The organism is Flavobacterium bomense, assembly GCF_003970355.1.
Window position 1 is genome coordinate 61,711 of the sequence record NZ_RYDJ01000005.1, and the last position, 18,199, is coordinate 79,909.

16 protein-coding genes are annotated in these 18,199 nt (G+C 36.8%); 8 read left to right on the forward strand and 8 right to left on the reverse strand.

What is annotated here, in order from left to right:
• Positions 1-65: 65 nt before the first annotated feature.
• The 3 genes from EKL98_RS06400 to EKL98_RS06410 all read left to right on the forward strand — a co-directional run bounded on the left by EKL98_RS06400 (position 66) and on the right by EKL98_RS06410 (position 2,637).
• Positions 66-665 carry an REP-associated tyrosine transposase gene (locus EKL98_RS06400; protein ID WP_126461188.1) on the forward strand — a complete coding sequence of 200 codons (600 nt, stop codon included), beginning with the start codon at positions 66-68 and terminating at the stop codon, positions 663-665.
• Between the two features lie 353 nt (positions 666-1,018).
• Positions 1,019-1,237, forward strand: coding sequence for a DUF2007 domain-containing protein (locus EKL98_RS06405; RefSeq protein WP_113633582.1), 219 nt, complete (start codon positions 1,019-1,021; stop codon positions 1,235-1,237).
• Positions 1,238-1,839: 602 nt separating this feature from the next.
• Positions 1,840-2,637 carry a Cof-type HAD-IIB family hydrolase gene (locus EKL98_RS06410; protein WP_126561830.1) on the forward strand — a complete coding sequence of 266 codons (798 nt, stop codon included), beginning with the start codon at positions 1,840-1,842 and terminating at the stop codon, positions 2,635-2,637.
• Positions 2,638-3,005: 368 nt separating this feature from the next.
• Here EKL98_RS06410 and EKL98_RS06415 read toward each other — a convergent pair whose 3' ends face one another.
• A complete protein-coding gene (locus EKL98_RS06415; protein ID WP_126555233.1) occupies positions 3,006-3,191 on the reverse strand; it encodes a hypothetical protein in 186 nt (61 codons plus the stop codon).
• Positions 3,192-3,321: 130 nt separating this feature from the next.
• On the opposite strand from EKL98_RS06415, the gene mtaB reads away from it, so the two are divergent.
• Positions 3,322-4,650, forward strand: a complete 1,329-nt coding sequence (gene mtaB, locus EKL98_RS06420) for a tRNA (N(6)-L-threonylcarbamoyladenosine(37)-C(2))-methylthiotransferase MtaB (protein WP_126461178.1) — start codon at positions 3,322-3,324, stop codon at positions 4,648-4,650.
• Between the two features lie 148 nt (positions 4,651-4,798).
• Here the strand turns inward: mtaB and EKL98_RS06425 are convergent, their stop codons facing one another.
• On the reverse strand, positions 4,799-5,515 hold the full coding sequence (locus EKL98_RS06425; protein WP_126461175.1) for a 3-ketoacyl-ACP reductase: 717 nt from the start codon (positions 5,513-5,515) through the stop codon (positions 4,799-4,801).
• A gap of 148 nt (positions 5,516-5,663) precedes the next feature.
• Positions 5,664-6,500: a DUF6929 family protein gene (locus tag EKL98_RS06430; RefSeq protein WP_126561831.1), complete on the reverse strand. Its 837-nt coding sequence runs from the start codon at positions 6,498-6,500 to the stop codon at positions 5,664-5,666.
• Positions 6,501-6,600: 100 nt separating this feature from the next.
• On the opposite strand from EKL98_RS06430, the gene EKL98_RS17835 reads away from it, so the two are divergent.
• Positions 6,601-6,807 carry a hypothetical protein gene (locus tag EKL98_RS17835; protein ID WP_126561832.1) on the forward strand — a complete coding sequence of 69 codons (207 nt, stop codon included), beginning with the start codon at positions 6,601-6,603 and terminating at the stop codon, positions 6,805-6,807.
• A gap of 40 nt (positions 6,808-6,847) precedes the next feature.
• On the opposite strand, the gene EKL98_RS06440 is transcribed toward EKL98_RS17835, so the two are convergent.
• Positions 6,848-7,399, reverse strand: coding sequence for a hypothetical protein (locus EKL98_RS06440; RefSeq protein WP_126461169.1), 552 nt, complete (start codon positions 7,397-7,399; stop codon positions 6,848-6,850).
• 223 nt (positions 7,400-7,622) lie between these two features.
• Between EKL98_RS06440 and EKL98_RS06445 the strand changes: the two genes are divergently transcribed.
• Positions 7,623-9,005 carry an MATE family efflux transporter gene (locus tag EKL98_RS06445; RefSeq protein WP_126561833.1) on the forward strand — a complete coding sequence of 461 codons (1,383 nt, stop codon included), beginning with the start codon at positions 7,623-7,625 and terminating at the stop codon, positions 9,003-9,005.
• Positions 9,006-9,032: 27 nt separating this feature from the next.
• Positions 9,033-9,260: a hypothetical protein gene (locus EKL98_RS06450; protein WP_126453696.1), complete on the forward strand. Its 228-nt coding sequence runs from the start codon at positions 9,033-9,035 to the stop codon at positions 9,258-9,260.
• A 2-nt stretch (positions 9,261-9,262) separates the two neighbouring features.
• On the opposite strand, the gene meaB is transcribed toward EKL98_RS06450, so the two are convergent.
• Positions 9,263-10,351, reverse strand: coding sequence for a methylmalonyl Co-A mutase-associated GTPase MeaB (gene meaB, locus EKL98_RS06455; RefSeq protein ID WP_126561834.1), 1,089 nt, complete (start codon positions 10,349-10,351; stop codon positions 9,263-9,265).
• A 166-nt stretch (positions 10,352-10,517) separates the two neighbouring features.
• Here meaB and EKL98_RS06460 point away from each other — a divergent pair, with 166 nt between their 5' ends.
• Positions 10,518-11,432 carry an AEC family transporter gene (locus EKL98_RS06460; RefSeq protein ID WP_126453692.1) on the forward strand — a complete coding sequence of 305 codons (915 nt, stop codon included), beginning with the start codon at positions 10,518-10,520 and terminating at the stop codon, positions 11,430-11,432.
• A gap of 261 nt (positions 11,433-11,693) precedes the next feature.
• Here the strand turns inward: EKL98_RS06460 and EKL98_RS06465 are convergent, their stop codons facing one another.
• From EKL98_RS06465 to EKL98_RS06475, 3 genes are read right to left on the reverse strand one after another with little or no spacing between them, the layout of a single operon-like run.
• Entirely contained in the window at positions 11,694-13,268 is a 1,575-nt protein-coding gene (locus tag EKL98_RS06465) for a calcineurin-like phosphoesterase C-terminal domain-containing protein (RefSeq protein WP_126561835.1), read from the reverse strand.
• Between the two features lie 25 nt (positions 13,269-13,293).
• On the reverse strand, positions 13,294-14,724 hold the full coding sequence (locus EKL98_RS06470) for a SusD/RagB family nutrient-binding outer membrane lipoprotein (RefSeq protein ID WP_126555216.1): 1,431 nt from the start codon (positions 14,722-14,724) through the stop codon (positions 13,294-13,296).
• 14 nt (positions 14,725-14,738) lie between these two features.
• Entirely contained in the window at positions 14,739-18,095 is a 3,357-nt protein-coding gene (locus EKL98_RS06475) for a SusC/RagA family TonB-linked outer membrane protein (protein ID WP_233589373.1), read from the reverse strand.
• Positions 18,096-18,199 lie beyond the last annotated feature (104 nt).

Genomic DNA, 18,199 nt, shown 5'->3' on the forward strand with positions numbered 1-18,199 from the left:
TATGCTCCGCAAAGTTTTTAACTTTGAGGAGGTGTAGTCAAGTCTCAGACTGAAATAATAACGATATGAAAGAAGGCTACATTATCCGAGACCAATCAAAACCTCATTTTATTACGGCAACAGTTGTAGATTGGGTAGATGTGTTTTCTAGAAAAAATTACAAAGATTGCATTATTGAAAGCTTGGATTTTTGCATAAAAAACAAAGGGATGATTTTGTATGGATTTGTAATTATGTCCAATCATATTCATTTGATTATTCAATCCGAAGAAAGTAAATTATCTGATTTGATTAGAGATTTCAAAAAGTTTACCGCAAAGACTATTTTGAATAAAATAGAAAACGGACCGGAAAGTCGCGCAGACTGGATGTTAAAGCGATTTGAATTTGCTTGTAAAAGTCATACGCGTAATGAAAAATATCAGTTTTGGCAATATGGCAGCCATCCCGAAGAAATCTTTTCTGAAAAATTTATGTGGTCTAAATTAGATTATATCCACATGAACCCAATACGAGCGGGAATAGTTATTAAAGCGTCACATTATTACTATTCAAGTGCATCGAATTATGTAAATGATGAAGGAATCATAGCAATTACAAAAGTTGACAATCCAGTAATAGATGTTTTAAAACCGTCTTCAATAACGAATAATTTTATTTGGTAACGAGGTCAAAATAAAATAGGGAAAACTATTAGATTATAAATAACAAGGTCAGGAGACCTTTAACGCATCCTCAAAGTTGGAAACTTTGCGGAGCTAAGAACAGATATTACATTGAAAATAACAAGGTCAGGAGATCTTTAACGCATCCTCAAAGTTGGAAACTTTGCGGAGCTGGATATTACATTGAAAATAATAAGGTCAGGAGACCTTTTACGCATCCTCAAAGTTGGAAACTTTGCGGAGCTGGGAGCTAAGAACAGGATATTAGATTATAAATAACAAGGTCAGGAGACATTTAACGCATCCTCAAAGTTGGAAACTTTGCGGAGCTAAACAATTAAATAAAGAGTAAAATGGGATTAATGAAAGTGTTTTCGGGAAGTGAAATTTTAGCAATGGCGTTACAAGAAAAAATCGAAGCGATTGGTGTAAATGTAGTAGTGAAAAACAATATACAATCGGCTCGATTGGGAGGATTTGGAAATTCAGATTTGGCGGTTGAATTGTTTGTTCAGGAAACCGAGTTTGCAAAAGTAAACCCCGTTATTGAAGAATTCAGAATGAGTATTTAAATTAGTATATTTGCTATTCAAATACGGCTATAAGACGGATATAACTGCGAAAAAAAATAGAATTGATGGATTGATTACTTCACATCGATCATGAACGTAAACTGAGAAAATAATAGTGTTTAAATCTGTTTTAGACCAGAAATTTGTTGCTCATACTATAGCTGTTATACAGTTTATAAAGAAGCTGATAGATGAATTTTATCAGAAAAACATACAACTATTGAGGATTTAGAGAAAGAAATGGAGAAATGGTAATATGCAAAAGCCAATTACCATACTTTAGTATAATGAAGCGAAAGCCGATTTAAAATTAATAGTTGAATTGATTAAATTAAAATCTCTTCAAGGAGCGAGAAATGGTATCAGAGATATTGTAATTCAAAGTAAAAATATTCATTTTGTGGAACAATATCAACTTGATGAATTCTTGGGAGAACCATACAGAAGAATGATTATTCTAACGTATAAAATTATTTATAAAATTCATTCTGAAATGAAAATTCGTATTCTTCAAATTTTTGACAATCGTCAGAATTCAATCAAATTGAAAAAGTAATTTGTGAATCCGCAGTAATTGAAACTACTACGTTTAAAAAATAAAAATGAAATATAAAATGTTGGTTTTGGACATGGACGACACATTGTTGAACGATGATCATACCATTTCAGACGAGAATAAAGAGATGTTGGCTAAGGCGCAGGAATTAGGGGTTTATGTTATTCTGGCTTCTGGGCGACCTACACCTGCAATGATTGCCTACGCCAAAGAGCTACAATTGGATAATTCCTACATGATATCCTACAACGGGGCAGTAATTACCGATTTAAAGGAAGATAAAATTATTTTTGAGCAAATGTTGACACAAAAGCAAATCCATGAATTGTACGATTATAGTATAAAAAGTAAGACACATATTATTACCTATATTGACGGTAAAATTGTAAGTGAAACGGATTCTGAATACATAGAAATTGAAAAGAAAATTACCGGTTTAGCCCATAATAAAGTGGTGAGTTTTAAAGAGGAAGTGCAGTCTTCAGCTGTAAAATGTATTTTATTGCAAGAGCCAAGTTATCTTAAAGAAGTAGAAAAAGACCTGAAAATCGATATGCCGCATCTAAGTGTCAGCATGTCTAAGCCGTTTTTTCTGGAAGTAGCACAAAATGGAATTGATAAAGGAGCCAGTATTGAATTTTTAGCCAAAAAATTAAATATTCTGCAAAGTGAAATTATTGCTGTTGGAAATGCAGGGAATGATTTAACCATGATTGAATATGCTGGATTGGGTATTTGGGTGGATAATGTGGATCCTGAATTAAGACACAGAGGAGATTTTATCGTGGCATCAAATAATAATCATGGAGTGGCTGAGGTGGTAAGACGGTTTATATTGAACTAAGATTTTTTTTAAGAGTTTTACAACTAATATAAAAATCAAGGTATTGTTGTAATCTTTGTAGGAGACCTGTTCGAATTTCTAAAAGCTTTTCTCTTTTTGTCTCAGTTCAGTAGTTTTTGAAGCAATTGCATATTCCTTCTTGTATTGTTTCTGAACGGCGTTAAAAAGCACTTGTAAAAGGTGGTGTCAGAAAAAATTCCTTTTGGGTTGTAAATTTATTTTAGCAATTTTATGCATAGAGTACAGATAAATTAAATTCATACTGAGCAAAATTCACTAAATGGTTTGCTGTATTAGTTTTAATTGCAATAATGGATGCCGTAGCACTTTTGAATTAAAATCCTTGGTAAACAGGAACTCAATATTGCTCATTTGAAACGCAAAATCAGGACTGGAAGCGTTATGAATACTATTGATTTTATATTCCCAATTTGAGTAGCGCTAGATTGAAAATCGGAAAGCTGCATTTGGTACTTATCATGCCATTCAACAATGTTTTGAGCATTTGCTTGAATTGCATTAAAAAGGAATATAATTAAAATTATTTTTTTCATCTTTTGAGTCTAAAGTAGTCTACTTCACGATGCTAGTATATAGAAAATTATTGATTTCATTTTTCAGAATATTGTTCGTAAATTTGCACTCTTAATTTTTTGACAACGATTTCATTAATTGAGTTATCTTATGGAAAACAGAAAAAAAGTTGCTTTTTATACACTAGGTTGTAAACTGAATTTTTCAGAAACGTCAACAATTGCCCGTACCCTGCAAGACGAGGGTTTTGATCGGGTAGGTTTTGAGGAAGTGGCTGATATGTATGTGATTAATACCTGTTCCGTTACGGAAAACGCGGATAAGCAGTTCAAGCAAGTTGTGCGAAAAGCGATGAAATTGAACAATAAAGCCTTTGTAGCGGCGGTGGGTTGTTATGCGCAATTGAAACCGGAAGAATTAGCGGCTGTTGATGGTGTGGATTTAGTTCTTGGTGCTACCGAAAAGTTTAAATTGACCGATTATATCAATGATTTGTCCAAAAATGATTTTGGTGAAGTACACTCCTGCGAGATTTCCGAAGCTGATTTTTATGTGGGAAGTTACTCGATTGGGGATAGAACCCGTGCGTTTTTGAAAGTACAGGACGGTTGTGATTACAAATGTACTTATTGCACAATTCCATTAGCAAGAGGAATTTCCAGAAGTGATGAACTGGAAAATGTATTGAAAAATGCAGCCGAAATTTCGAAACAAAACATCAAGGAAATTGTGCTTACCGGCGTAAATATTGGGGATTACGGAAAAGGGGAATTTGGTAATAAAAAACACGAACATACTTTCCTGGAATTGGTTCGGGAATTAGACAAAGTAGAAGGAATAGAAAGATTGCGAATATCCTCTATTGAACCGAATTTATTGAAAAATGAAACGATTGAATTTGTATCAAAAAGCAGAACTTTTGTGCCGCATTTTCATATTCCGTTGCAGTCTGGAAGCAATGATATTTTGAAATTAATGAAGCGTCGGTACCAACGTGAAATTTATACTGAAAGGGTAAATAAAATTCGGGAAGTGATGCCGCATGCTTGCATTGGCGTGGATGTGATTGTGGGTTTCCCTGGAGAAACAGACGAGCATTTCCTGGAAACCTATCATTTCGTGAATGATATGGATATTTCGTATTTGCACGTTTTTACCTATTCTGAACGTGATAATACTGAGGCAGCAACCATGGCAGGTATTGTTCCTGCTAATGTTCGGGCTAAACGCAGTAAAATGATGCGCAGTTTATCCGTCAAAAAACGCCGTGCTTTTTATGAAAGTCAGTTGGGAACTAATAGAACCGTTTTGTTCGAAAGTGAAAATAAAGAAGGCTATATTCACGGGTTTACGGAAAACTATGTGAAAGTAAAAACCCCTTGGAATCCGGAATTAGTAAATACATTACAAAAAATCAATTTGACAAAAATTGATGAAGACGGTAGTGTTCGAATGGAATTTGTTACAACTTTGGTTTAATTAGTTTTTAAACATATAAGTCATATAAGCAAAAGATTAAAAAACCATTAAGGGATTAAGTTCATTAAGTTTTATGCTTAATCCCTTAATGCTTTTTTTTACTAGATATTGGTCATTCGACTTTAAGACTTTTGACTTCCGACTACTTTTAAGGATTCGTAGACCAAATACTGCTGTTTTTAATGAAAACGCGTCGGTTAAGTTTGAGTTGTGCGATAATTAATTCGGCCATATCTTCTGCTTGCATGACTTTTTCCGGATTCCCGTCGGTCAGTTTTAAATCTTTGGCCATTTCCGTGGCAACCGTACTTGGGGTTAAGGCTGTTACACGAATATTGTGTTTACGCACTTCCTGCATCAACGATTCCGTTAATCCTAAAACGGCAAATTTTGAGGCACTGTAAGCGCTTGTCAATGCATTGCCACTTAATCCGGCTGTGGAAGAAATGTTGATGATGTCCCCGGTTTGTCTTTCGATCATATTGGGTAAAACGGCGCGAGTTACATAATAGGTTCCCATTAAGTTTACCTGAATGATGCGTTCCCAATCCGTAGGTTCTAATTCTAAAAATTTTCCAAAAGCGGCTATTCCGGCATTGTTGATTAGAATATCAATGGTTCCAAATTCAGCCAATGCTTGCTCAACGGCAGCGTTTACCGAGTTGATATCAGCAACATCAGCAGTTATTGCAAGTGCTTTTACGCGCAACGAACGCACTTTTGCCGCTACGCTGTCTATTTCATCCTGTGTTCTGGCAATCAAAATTACATTAACACCTTCTTTGGCTAGGGCCAAAGCGATTGCTTTACCAATTCCTTTTCCTGCGCCGGTGATCAGGGCATTTTTATTTTTTAAATCTGTCATTTGGAGAATTATTTTAGGCCAATAAAAGGCTAAGTTTACTGTAAAAGTAGTCCGTTTTACATTTGAAATCTATTTTGATTTTCTATTTAATCTAAATTTAACGTTCTGCTATTTTGACAGCAACGAACATTTTTTAATCAAATGGACTTTATTTGTTGTCCAATGTCAGTTTGTAAATTTCGGTTTCTAAAACCTCGGTATCTTTGTCTTCACAGAGCAGAAATTCTATTTTTTCTTTTGAATTGGCGTATAAAGTCAACCCTTCGAATTTATGGGTGCTGCTAATTTTTTGTGTGAAATCGATTTTCATGGTTGTCAGGTTGATGCTTCCAATAAGACTTCCTGAAATTTCGCCATCCTCATAAGTAGATTTGGTATCTTCGGCTGTGGCCAAAAAATAAATGCTGTTGTCGACTAAAACGGCATCGGTAAAACTACTTCGTACTCCTTGTATTTTTGGGAGTTTGTAGTTGTTTGAAAGAATAGCGAAATCAGTAGTGAGGTTTTTTCCTTCGATGGTAAAAAGGACATTCTTATTGGCGCTTCCGTTGCCACGATTCACTAAAAACCAACTTTTGCCATTGTAGATGGCACCTTCAATGTTGAAATCTTCGGCTTTTATTTCCCCGAAACTTTGCAGCGCTGCATATAAATTAGTGATATCATTTGTGGCAGTTACTCTTTTATGGCTGGAGTTGATTTGAATCATTTTGTTCCTTTTTTCGGTGGAACCGGAGCCAAAAACATACACGCTGTCTTCAAAATGGGTTATGGCTTCAAAATCAGCTTTGTCTTTTTTTGGCGTGTTCTCTGTAGGATTTTCCAGTAGCGGATAGCGTTTTAAATCCTTGGAATCGATGTGATATTCGTAAAGAAAGCCGCTGTTGTCGCCAATAATCAGTAGCGAATTGTCTTTGTAAACAAGTCCTGATGCGGAACCAATGCCGATAATTTGAAACAGTAATTCGAGTGTGAATTTTTCCATTGTATGTGTTTTGAAAACAAGTGCCTAGCCCAGATAATAGTGGAAATCCTTTTATTATTTTTCTTTAAAATAATAAAAGATTGCAACGAATAGCTGGAATATGCTCCTAAAATTCATCAGGATTAATCCTTATAGTTTGTTACATTTGAGTTGCAAAGATAAATTATTTGTTATGAAATCTATAAATCCCGATGATTTTAAAGTGATTGGCAAAATGGAGCGAGTTGCAGGATGTGATGCATGCGCACAACAGGTTCGGGTTTTGATTTGTTTGCAAGGCATGGATACATCGTTAAGTGTAGCCTGATTCGGGAAGTTTGCGGTTTTTAACCGAATGCAAAATAACGTTATAGTTTGAAACCATAAGCCACACGAACGCCAACTTGTCCTACACCTTCTCCTAGAGTTCCATTGTTATTCACTCTAGGAAAATCAGAATAGTGCTCATATCGCAAAGAGATATCAATGTATTTTGTAGCGTAACCAATACTTGGCGCTACGATTAATGAGGTTTCATTATAACCGTTAGTCACTGCAAAAGCAGCACCGGCTTCTCCCATTACATAAAATTGATCGTCCCATATAAAAGCTTTAAAACCTGCTTTTGCCGGAATAAACCCTAGATCAGATCCATCAGCTTTACTTACAAATAAGTTGTTGAAACCAGTTGTTACGGTTACAGAATATCGTTTTGATAAATCATATTGTAATCTGGCATCGGCTCCTAAAGTTAATTTGTATGGATCATTTACGGAATATCCACCATTTACACCAACTCCTAAACGGAATCCTTGATCATAGTGCTCTACTTTGGTTGTTTCTTGAGCTTGTACATTATTTGCAAACATCATTACGATGGTACATGCAAATGCGATTTTCATTTTTTCTGTGATTTTCATAATTGTATTTTTTAAATTTATATTCTGTTTTGTAGGTTAAACTGCCCCCAAAACAACATATCAAAAGTAACAGTACCAATGCTGAAAAAGTTATACAATTATTTCGTTTTGTTATAGAATTTATAACTTGCAGCCTGTTTCACTAAAAAAGTAGTGATATATATCAAATAGTAGTGATGCAATTGAAAGCTTCTAATTATATTTGCCATCAAAAAAGCAAAAAGTGAATTTATCCCAATACTTCAAAGAGTTTTCTTATAATATAAGATTAGCGTATCCCATAATTTTAGGAATGTTGGGACATACCTTAATAGGGATTGTTGACAATTTCATGGTAGGAAAATTAGGGTCTACGGAGCTGGCGGCGGTATCACTGGGAAACAGTTTCATCTTTATTGCGTTATCGATAGGAATAGGATTTTCAACAGCAATTACTCCTTTAGTTGCAGAAGCTGATGCGGAAAAAGAGGAGGATAAAATCCGTTCTATTTTTCACCATGGATTGCTTTTATGTACAGTTCTTGGAGTCGCTTTATTTATTCTGACCGTTTTGTCCAAACAAATTATGTACTTGATGCACCAACCCAAAGAAGTGGCTGACATGGCTGCTCCGTACATTGACTGGGTTGCTTTTTCTTTGATTCCGGTAATAATATACCAGGGATACAAACAATTTGCGGATGGTTTAGCAAAAACTAAATATTCTATGTATGCCATACTTATGGCTAATGTGGTGCATATTTTTTTTAACTATGTTCTTATTTATGGCATTTGGATTTTTCCTAAATTAGGTATTCTTGGGGCGGCTTTAGGAACTGTCATTTCAAGAATTATGATGGTCGTTTTTATGCATTATTTAATAAAAAGAAATGCAGCATTAAAACGATATTTCAAAAATTTCAGTTTCAAGGAAATACGAAAATCAGTGTTGAAAAAAATCATCAATCTTGGGTTGCCTTCAGCCATGCAAATGCTGTTTGAAGTAGCATTGTTTACCGCTGCTATTTGGCTTTCAGGTTCGATTGGAAAAAACAGTCAGGCCGCCAATCAAATAGCCCTCATCCTGTCATCATCAACATTTATGGTCGCTATGGGATTGAGTGTTGCCGCTATGATCCGCGTGAGTCATACCAAGGGAATGAATGATTACAAAGAATTGATTGTTGTAGCCCGTTCTATCTTTTTACTGGCTATAATTTTAGAAACATTTTTTGCCATTATTTTTGTGGCGTTTCATCAATACTTGCCACATTTATTTTTGAATATGTCTGATTCGGCTCAAATGATTGATAATTCTGAAATTATCACTATCACATCAAAATTACTGTTAGTAGCCGCTGTTTTTCAAATTTCAGATGGAATTCAAGTTGTTGTTCTTGGTGCTTTACGTGGCTTGCAAGATGTGAAAATCCCCATGTATATTACCTTTGTGTCCTATTGGGTTATTGGTTTTCCAATTTCCTACTATCTGGGAAACTATACCAATCTAAAAGCAGTTGGAATTTGGATCGGGCTTTTGGCAGGATTGACGGCAGCCGCTTTATTTTTGTATATTCGCTTTGCGAGATTGACAAGAAAGTTGGTAATGCAAAGCGAGAATAAATAAAACAATAAATACTTAACTATTAAATTCATGGAATTACCAAAATTTTTACTGGGCGACAACACCGATTTTCCTGAAGATATTTTTATCATTCATTTGGATTATCCCCGATTTATTATCAATCTGAAAGACGATGAAGTCGAATTTATCGAAGAAGCCGAAGATCTGGATGAAGGCGAACTAAATGCAGAAATGGAAGGATTAATTGTTCTTGCCAATGAGTTTTACGATAGAGAAATCAAACTTTACGAGGAGTAAATCTATTTTTTAAAATAGGTTTCTAATAATTTTTGAGCGGCTGCAAAGGGTGAAATTTCATCATTTTGCACCGCTTTTTTAGTTGCATTCATTGATACTTGAATTTCCGGATTATTGTAAAAATTAGTTTTTAATTGTTCGTTGATGGTTTCTAACATCCAATATTGGTTTTGTTCTTTCCGTTTTTCAAAGAAATAATTATTGACTTTAGTAAGTTCCAGAAATTTATGAATGGTTTCCCAAACTTCCGCTATTCCTTCGTGACTTATGGAGCTACAGGTAGAAGTGGTAGGGATCCAGCCTGATTTTTTAGCCGGAAAAAGATGCAGAGCTCTCTTGAATTCCAGTTTGGCTAATTGAGCTTTTCGGATATTGTCTCCATCGGCTTTATTAATTACGATAGCATCAGCCATTTCCATAATACCGCGTTTTATTCCTTGTAAATCATCACCAGCCCCGGTAATTTTTAACAACAAAAAGAAATCTACCATGCTGTGTACTGCGGTTTCACTTTGACCAACACCCACCGTTTCGATCAATATAGTGTCAAAACCGCAGGCTTCACAAAGCGTGATGGTTTCCCTGGTTTTTCGGGCTACTCCACCTAGGGTTTCCCCAGAAGCAGATGGTCTGATGTATGCATTTTTGTCTTTAACCAATTCCTCCATTCGGGTTTTATCACCTAAAATACTTCCGTGCGAAATGGTACTGCTCGGATCTACTGCCAAAACAGCTACTTTCTTTCCTAAACTGGTCAAGTGCAAACCAAAGGCTTCAATAAAAGTGCTTTTTCCTACTCCGGGAACCCCTGTTATTCCTATTCTGACGGATTTATTGGCGTGAGGCAAACAAGCATTTATGACTTCATTGGCTTTCGCTAAATGGTTGGTGTTTGTACTTTCTACTAACGTAATGGCACGACTCAAAGCTGTGATATTTCCCGCTAATATGCCGCTAAAGAGTTCGTTAGATGAAGGCTGTATTTTTCTAAATTGCTGGATATGTTCCACCGCTGCAGCACTGATAGCTTCAGGAGAAGAAATCCCAGGTTTTTCGTTAAGGGCAGAATGAGGTAGTTTTTTATTTGGCAAAGCAGCTTTTTTTAAAAGTAAAATTAATAAAAAAGGATGGTGAATGAATGGTGATTTGCATAAAATATCAAATTGATCGTGATCACGCTTTTGATGCACAGCTAAATCAATAATTTTATTTTTTGAATTGAGTTTATAAAGGATTTGTCAATATCTTTGCACCATTATGAATAATTTTATCTTGATTTTTGTTTTTTTATTCCTCGGTATTGTGCTGCAAAATATAAAAGCATTCCCTGTTATTAGTGTTTACAAGCTGTTAAATAAGCTTGTTATTTATATTTGCCTTCCGGCTCTGGCCTTGTATTATATTCCAAAAATAGACTGGAGTCCTGAATTGTTATTCCCTATTGGGGTAGCCTGGATTGGATTTGTAGTTTCCTATTTGTTTTTTAGTTTTTTAGGAAACAAATTTGGCTGGTCTAAGAAACTCACTGGGTGTTTAATTATCACGGCTGGTTTAGGGAACACATCTTTTTTAGGTTTTCCAATAATTGAAGCATTATACGGTGAAGAAGGTTTGAAAACGGCTATTTTAGTAGATCAGCCCGGTTCTTTTGTAGTGCTTTCGACCTTAGGGATTCTGGTGGCAACAGTATACTCTACCGGAAGTCCAAATGGTGTTCAAATTGCCAAGAAGATTCTGTTTTTTCCACCTTTTATAACTTTTTTAGTAGCCTGTTTGATGAATGTTTGTAATGTGGATTTCCATGAGTACATCCAAGTTTTATTTCAAAAAATGGGAAGCGCAGTAACTCCTTTGGCTTTGCTATCGGTTGGTTTGCAATTGCGTTTTGAACGGAAAAGCCAGCACTGGAAGTTTTTAGGACTGGGCCTTTTGTATAAATTAATTTTGACCCCGGCTCTTATTTATGTGTTGTATGTATTGATTTTGCAACAGCATTCTAAAATTATTCAAGTTGCTATTTTAGAGTCGGCTATGGCCCCAATGATTACAGCTTGTATTTTAGCTTCTACGCACGGTTTAAAACCTCGATTGAGCAGTATGATGATCGGTTTTGGAATACCACTATCTTTTATCACGTTGTTGTTTTGGTATTTTTTGGTTCAATTGGTGTAATTTCTCGGTTGCTAAAGAAAAACGATAAACTAGCTTCACTTACTTCATTCCAATATCGGAAAGGATGGTGATACGTTGGTATAGGACTATGATTTCGCACTGCTTTGAAAGAAAAAAAGTTGATTTTAGTTTGAAATCCAGAAAAAGGAATGTGCCGTACTATTATATGGGAGCAGCGTACTCCTATTTATTTTGAATAAAAAAAGCTCGCCTGGATTAAAATCTTTAGCGAGCCTTTTAAAAAATAAAAAACAAACAAACTTATTTTTGATTCTCCAAGCGGTAGGAAGTTGTTTCAGTGTAGGTTTTTCCAAATTGATCTGTGGCTTTAATCTCGATCGTATGTACGCCTATTTCCAGATTCGTAGGAATTTTTCCTTTCCAAAGATGTTTGCTTTCTATAGGATTAGACGAGCGTCTGCCAGGAATTAATTCTTCGGTTAGATCCCATTCATAAACCTCAGTGGCATACGAAGGATCTATTTCCTTTACATAGTCCATTGCTTTCCATTCGCCTTGGTCTACGCGGTATTCGAGGCTGTCGTTTTTACTTCCCATAAAGAAATTCACATAAATTCCGGATCGGGTAGGACGGCCTTTTTCCACTACTTTGGGTGCAAAAACTTCCATTTGATAGGTTTTGGGTTTGCCCGCCACTTTATAATCCAGACTGTATTTATTTCCTTTAAAATTAATAAAGGCATATCCTTTTGGTGTTCCATCACGCATGGTCGAAACCGGAACGCCTTCGGAATTCAGTTTTCCGGAATACCAATCTCCGGAAGTGGTTCCAACATTGTAATGATGGTGTGGTTTTTCCTGTAACCAGCCATCGGTTTTGTCAAAGTAATCCTGGCGTTGAATGTGGGTATGGGCAGAAAGAGAAAGTGTGTTTGGGAAATCTTTTAAAAGCTCGAATAACTGATCCCGATCTGCATCTCTGAAAGTATCTTCATCGGTAGGCTCACTTATTGGAATATGAAAAGCCAGCACTATTAAATGTTCTTTTGAAACCAATTTCAAATCATTGGCTATAAACTGCAACTGTTTTGGTGTAAAACCGCCCCAATATCCTTTTTGATTTCGGGGATCAGGATAGAGCACATTATCCATGACGATAAAATGGACTTTACCATAATTGAAGGCATAATTTGCTGGGCCAAAATGGGCTTCGTAGGTTTCATCGGCCATTTCATCTGTGGTGGCATCAAAATTAAGATCGTGATTTCCCAATAAATTGTACCACGGAATCCCCGCTTTTTGTACCGCTTTAATGTAAGGATTAAAAAGAGCAAGGTCATTTCCTACTAGATCTCCCAGGCTCAATCCGAAAGGAACATTTTTAATTCCTTCTACTTCGGCTACAATCCCTTTGGCAAAAAAATCAACTTCAGCCTGGGTATAAGGTTGCGGATCACCAAAAATAAGAGCTGTAAACTCTTGATTTTCCTGTTGGGGAACCAAACCAAAATCGATTGATTTAGGCAATTTTCCCGTGGGGTCTACTCCTTTGAATTTTAATTGAGGAGAGCCATTGGGTTTGTGATTGTAAAAAAACTGAGGCAGATTATTTTCATCCACGCCTACTTTATAATTGGCGGGTTTAATTACGGCTATAATTGCATCGTCGCTACTAGGCAGGATGTATTTGCCTTTTTTATCGGTAAGGACCACTTCCAGACCATTGGTTACGGAAACATTAGCAATTCCTTTTTCATTTCGTTCTTTTTTGCCGTTCTGATTGTGGTCTTCAAAAACATAACCTTGAACGTTGGTTTGTGCCATAATTCCTATTGAAAACAGCAAGGCACAAATGGAGAATGTTGATTTTTTCATTGTTTATTTATTTTAAATTAAGATTTTATTTGTCCCACCAAACTTTAGTGTTAATATCATCTGTACCCAACATTTCAACTGCTTTGAGGTAATTTTGCTGGTTGTTGATTTGAATGCTCGTTGGATAATAAAAACGGGAAGGCATAATTCCATTATTTTCCATAGCAGTCGTTTTTGGAAGAATTGGGAATCCAGTTCTGCGGTATTCAAACCACTGTTGGTAATCGATAAAATAAAGGGCATAATATTTTTGAAGCATGATTTTTTCTAAAGTACCATCATAAGCTGCTAATGAATTATTAAAATAAGTACTGGGTATTGTGGCTCCCAATTGCTCCATGGCGGCCTGAACTCCTTTTTTATAATGCGTTTCGGCATCCGTAGTGAATCCTCTTTGCGCCATTTCGGCTTTTATAAAAGCTACTTCGGCATACGTCATCAAGAAAATATTCATGGGATTGGTTATCTGAGTTGCATTAAACGTAGAAGCATTGTAAGCAAACTGAGATTCAGCTCCTGCATAGGCACTGGGAATTCCTTTGTAGCCTATGGAAACATTGTTCAAGTCTCTTGCAACACCAGCAATAACAGGTCTTCGGGGATCGGCCATGGTGTTTAGATTGTCTATGAAAAAAGAGGCTATTTTTACGTTTAAACTAAAATCCTGCGGTCTTCCCCAAGGAGAAACATTAGGGGTTACTCCAGTTACTTTCAGGATGGCAGATTCGGATGTGTTTTCAAAAACAGGGTATTGTGTTGGATTTTGAATCATCGTTGCCAACTTTTGAAAAGAATTGGTTTCGGTACGGTTGGATATTCTCAACAACAAACGCATTTGAAGGGAATTAGTGAATTTTCTCCATTTTGTGACATTGTTTTGAAAGAGGATGTCACTGGCATAAATCATAGGTGTAGCGGAATTATAAAGGGCATTTGCTCGTTCTAAATCGGCTAAAATAGTGGTGTAAATTAATTCCTGAGAATCAAATGCGGGATAAAGGTTGCCTTCCTCACCGTTTACAGCTTCGGTCATGGGAACCGGTCCAAAAATATCCGTAAGATTGGCATACACCCAAGCATTTAGTGTCAGTGCAATGGCTTCATAATTGCGATCCTCTGCCCGTATCGCCGCAGTTTTCATTTCCTTGATATTATTGAGCCATTTGTAATAATTAGCCCAGGACGAATAGCCTATTTCCTGACTTAAATCATAACGGTGAAGCCCTCCGGAAACGCTGGGAAAGGGGAGCGATACCTGCATCAAATCGAACGTGACACCCGCACTTCTAGTCGCGTTGTGTGTAGCCAGACCATAAATAATAGGATTAATTAATGTTCCCGGACTTATCTGGGCAATCCGGTTAGGGTCTTCATTGAGCTCGCTAAAATCGCCCGTGCAAGCAAAGTTTAACAGTATTAGAACTAAAGTTGCAGTAAAAATTTGTATCTTTTTCATCTTTAAATAATAGTTTAGAAATTCACTTTTAAATTAAAACCATAGGTAGCAGGAGTGGGCATTTGACCCATTTCGATACCGGGTAAAATAGTATCTCCATTTAAGGCTGCCGTTTCCGGATCGAAAATAGGAAAGTCAGAAAGAACCGCTAAGTCTCTACCAAAAACCGATACATCTAAACTTGTAATGCCGGTATTCTTAAGCCATATTGGAGAGAAACTGTATTGCAGACTTACTTCTCTCAATTTTACATAAGAAGCTTCAAAAGAGTTGGACTCGACATTGGCTCTGCGGTAATACCTGGCGTACCAGTCCGGAGTCAGTGCCTCAGTAGTGTTTTGAGAATACGTACCATCGGAATTTAATACTACTCCTTCGCCTACAATCACTCCTTCTTCGCGTCCTTTTATGGTAGATCTGATTTTACCCATTTCAGATAGTTTATGATGGGTTTGGGAATAGATGATACCGCCAAGTTGACCATCCAACATGACATTTAAACCTATGTTTCCAAATTTAAAACTGTTGTATAATCCGGCTCTCCAATCCGGAGTGGCATCGCCTATGTATTGAATTTCATCCGGATAGGCCGGTAAACCCGCATTGTCATATACAATCTGACCGTCAGGAGATCGTACAAAACCGTAGCCGTATATTGCGGTTGTTGTCCCACCCTCTTTGGCAATCAATGTGGCTGAACCTCCTGAACCAATGGTTTGTTGTCCCTGAATACCATCGGCAAGTTCCATGACGCGATTCCAGTTTTTGGACCAAGTTAAAGTGGTTGACCACTTAAATTTATCCATATTGACAATTTTTCCGGTTAGGGTGAGTTCAACTCCTCGATTTCGAACTTCGCCAGAATTCATGATGCCGGAACTGAATCCCGTTGTGATGTCTAAGGGAACAGAAATAATTTGGTTTTTAGTCGTTGTCTGATAGACCGTCGCGTCAAAATTGATTCTGTTTTTGAATAATCGCCCTTCAAAACCGGTTTCAATACTGGTGGTGATTTCCGGTTTAAAATTTGCATTATACAAGGTTGATGGCGCTACTGCTGAACTTGCAAAGGCAGATTGATCGTAGTATTTACTGGTTCTATACGGATCAGTATCATTACCCACTTGGGCAAGAGACAATCGGTATTTAAAATATTCCAGTGATTTGGGTAAGTTGAATATTTCAGAAAGAATAAAACTGGTATTTACAGAAGGGTAAAAGAAAGAATTGTTTTGTACTGGTAAAGTACTGGACCAGTCGTTTCTGCCCGTAACATCTAAGAAAATCTGATCTTTAAAAGAAAGGGAAAACAGTCCGTACAAGCTATTGACTTTTTTATAACTGTCATTTACACTTATGATTGGATTGCTGACCCCATTTGCCAATTTATAAACATCAGGAACGACCAAGCCTTCCACAGCAGCATCCATTCTTTGGTATTTATAGCTCATCGCATTTCCACCGGCTGACGCAGAAAAGGAAAAATCGTTTGACAGCTTATTCTTGTAAGTCAATAAAAAATCAGAATTTACTTCCTGCATAAATACATCCTGTGTTCTAAAAAATCCTTTAGCATACCGATTGATACTGTAGGGCCTTTTTTGCTCCCGATCCTGATGGTAGGTGTTTAAAGCAGTTCTCAATAAAAGATCTAAATTGGGAGCCAACTGGATTGTGGCGTTCAGATTTCCCACGATTTGGTTACTCGCTAAGGAATTTGTAGCTTCATTGGCAATTAAATAGGGATTATCAATATAACTACTGAAAGGTTGCAGCTGTTGGATTTGGTTTTGACCTTGTCTCCAAATAGGGCGGTACCAATCGAGATCTACATTTGGATTTTGGAAAATCGTAAAGTAGGCGATAGAGCCATTATTGTAACCGGTACTCGGTAAATTGTCACTGTCTCTGTTGTTGTAATTGATCACCGAAGCAATTTTAATTTTATCCGATATTTTATAATCCGCATTCACAGAGGCTGTTATTCTTTCAAATCCGGTATTAGGCATGATCCATTCATTTTTAGAATGACCAATAGACATTCTCATGGAACCATTTTTGTCCCCGCCTTGAAGCGTGAGGTTGTTGTTTGTAGTAATTCCGGTACGCCAGAAATCTTTAATATTATTCTTGTAGGGAATCCAAGGGGTTCTTTCGGTTCCTTGAGTCTGCGTTACAGGATCGTATTGAAAATAGGATTGTCCGTCAAATTTTGGTCCCCAGGCGCTACTGGTGGAACCCGTATTGTTTCCATCGGAAGAACTTAAATAGGAATAATATGGATTTCCATTTCGATCAAATGATTTTCCGGTACCCTGACCATATTCATATTGGTAATCTGGCCAACGTTGAATGACGTCAAAAGTGACTCCTGTATTATAGCTAATCCCAAGGCCTTTGTTCTTTTTACCGGATTTGGTAGTGATAATTAACGCACCATTTGCGGCACGACTTCCATAAAGTGCAGTGGCTCCGGGTCCTTTTAAGACTGTTACGTTTTCGATATCATCAAGGTTAAGGTCTGAAATACCGTTACCAAAATCAACTGGAGAATCGCGGCCCATATACGCACTGTCAGATCCTGAGCTGGTTATTTTACTGTTTAAGGGAACACCATCTACAATAATTAAGGCATTATTCCCATTGGGATTCAACGAATTATTTCCTCTTAAGGTAATTTGTTGGGAATTTAGAGGCCCGGATCCTGAGGAAACGATATTTAAACCGGCCACTTTTCCTTTTAGGCCTGAAGACCAGTTATTTGGAGCAGTTTGTGCCAGATTATCAGCATTGATGGTTTGTTGCGAAAAACCCAATTGTTTTTCCTGTCTTTTAATTCCTAAAGCGGTTACCACAACCTCGTTCAGCGCATTAGTGTTCGCTGTTAAGCGGATTACCAGTGGCGCAGAATTATTTGCGGATACTTCTTTGTCATCAAAACCCATATAGGAAACTACTAAAATCGCATTAGCCGTGGAGGTGGTCAGACTAAATTTTCCGTCAAAATCAGTTGTGGTGCTGTTTGTAGTTCCTTTTTCTAAAACGCTTGCTCCAGGTAAAGGCAAGCCTTGAGAATCATTTACTGTGCCGCGGGTGAGCTGCTGGATTGAAGGAGATTTGGTTACAGAAATGGTATTGTTGATGCGGCGAAATTGAAAGCCAGTTTGGGCGGTAATTTTATTTAAAATAGTATGTATGCTTTCCTTGTTTACCAATAAAGTCAAACGTTGTTTTGAAGAGGCGATTGCTTCGTCAAAAACAAAGGTGTAAGGAGTCTTTTTTTCTAAGATATCAAAGACTTCCCTGATTTGGATTTCTTTGATGTCGATAGAGAAGTTTTTCTCCTCGGTAGTTATAGTTGTATAAGGCATTGCAGCCATTTCAGAAAATATGAAGAGGAAACTGAACAGGTACAGGTATTTTTTTAATTTTAGGGAAAAAAGAAATTGGATTTTCAAATTCATTTTAATAGGTT

Excerpts from the sequence above, each read along its gene's own strand:
- EKL98_RS06400 (WP_126461188.1), top strand. The coding sequence starts at position 66 with ATGAAAGAAGGCTACATTATCCGAGACCAATCAAAACCTCATTTTATT.
- EKL98_RS06405 (WP_113633582.1), top strand. The coding sequence starts at position 1,019 with ATGGGATTAATGAAAGTGTTTTCGGGAAGTGAAATTTTAGCAATGGCG.
- EKL98_RS06410 (WP_126561830.1), top strand. The coding sequence starts at position 1,840 with ATGAAATATAAAATGTTGGTTTTGGACATGGACGACACATTGTTGAAC.
- EKL98_RS06415 (WP_126555233.1), bottom strand. The coding sequence starts at position 3,191 with ATGAAAAAAATAATTTTAATTATATTCCTTTTTAATGCAATTCAAGCA.
- mtaB (WP_126461178.1), top strand. The coding sequence starts at position 3,322 with ATGGAAAACAGAAAAAAAGTTGCTTTTTATACACTAGGTTGTAAACTG.
- EKL98_RS06425 (WP_126461175.1), bottom strand. The coding sequence starts at position 5,515 with ATGACAGATTTAAAAAATAAAAATGCCCTGATCACCGGCGCAGGAAAA.
- EKL98_RS06430 (WP_126561831.1), bottom strand. The coding sequence starts at position 6,500 with ATGGAAAAATTCACACTCGAATTACTGTTTCAAATTATCGGCATTGGT.
- EKL98_RS17835 (WP_126561832.1), top strand. The coding sequence starts at position 6,601 with ATGCTCCTAAAATTCATCAGGATTAATCCTTATAGTTTGTTACATTTG.
- EKL98_RS06440 (WP_126461169.1), bottom strand. The coding sequence starts at position 7,399 with ATGAAAATCACAGAAAAAATGAAAATCGCATTTGCATGTACCATCGTA.
- EKL98_RS06450 (WP_126453696.1), top strand. The coding sequence starts at position 9,033 with ATGGAATTACCAAAATTTTTACTGGGCGACAACACCGATTTTCCTGAA.
- EKL98_RS06460 (WP_126453692.1), top strand. The coding sequence starts at position 10,518 with ATGAATAATTTTATCTTGATTTTTGTTTTTTTATTCCTCGGTATTGTG.
- EKL98_RS06465 (WP_126561835.1), bottom strand. The coding sequence starts at position 13,268 with ATGAAAAAATCAACATTCTCCATTTGTGCCTTGCTGTTTTCAATAGGA.
- EKL98_RS06470 (WP_126555216.1), bottom strand. The coding sequence starts at position 14,724 with ATGAAAAAGATACAAATTTTTACTGCAACTTTAGTTCTAATACTGTTA.
- EKL98_RS06475 (WP_233589373.1), bottom strand. The coding sequence starts at position 18,095 with ATGCCTTATACAACTATAACTACCGAGGAGAAAAACTTCTCTATCGAC.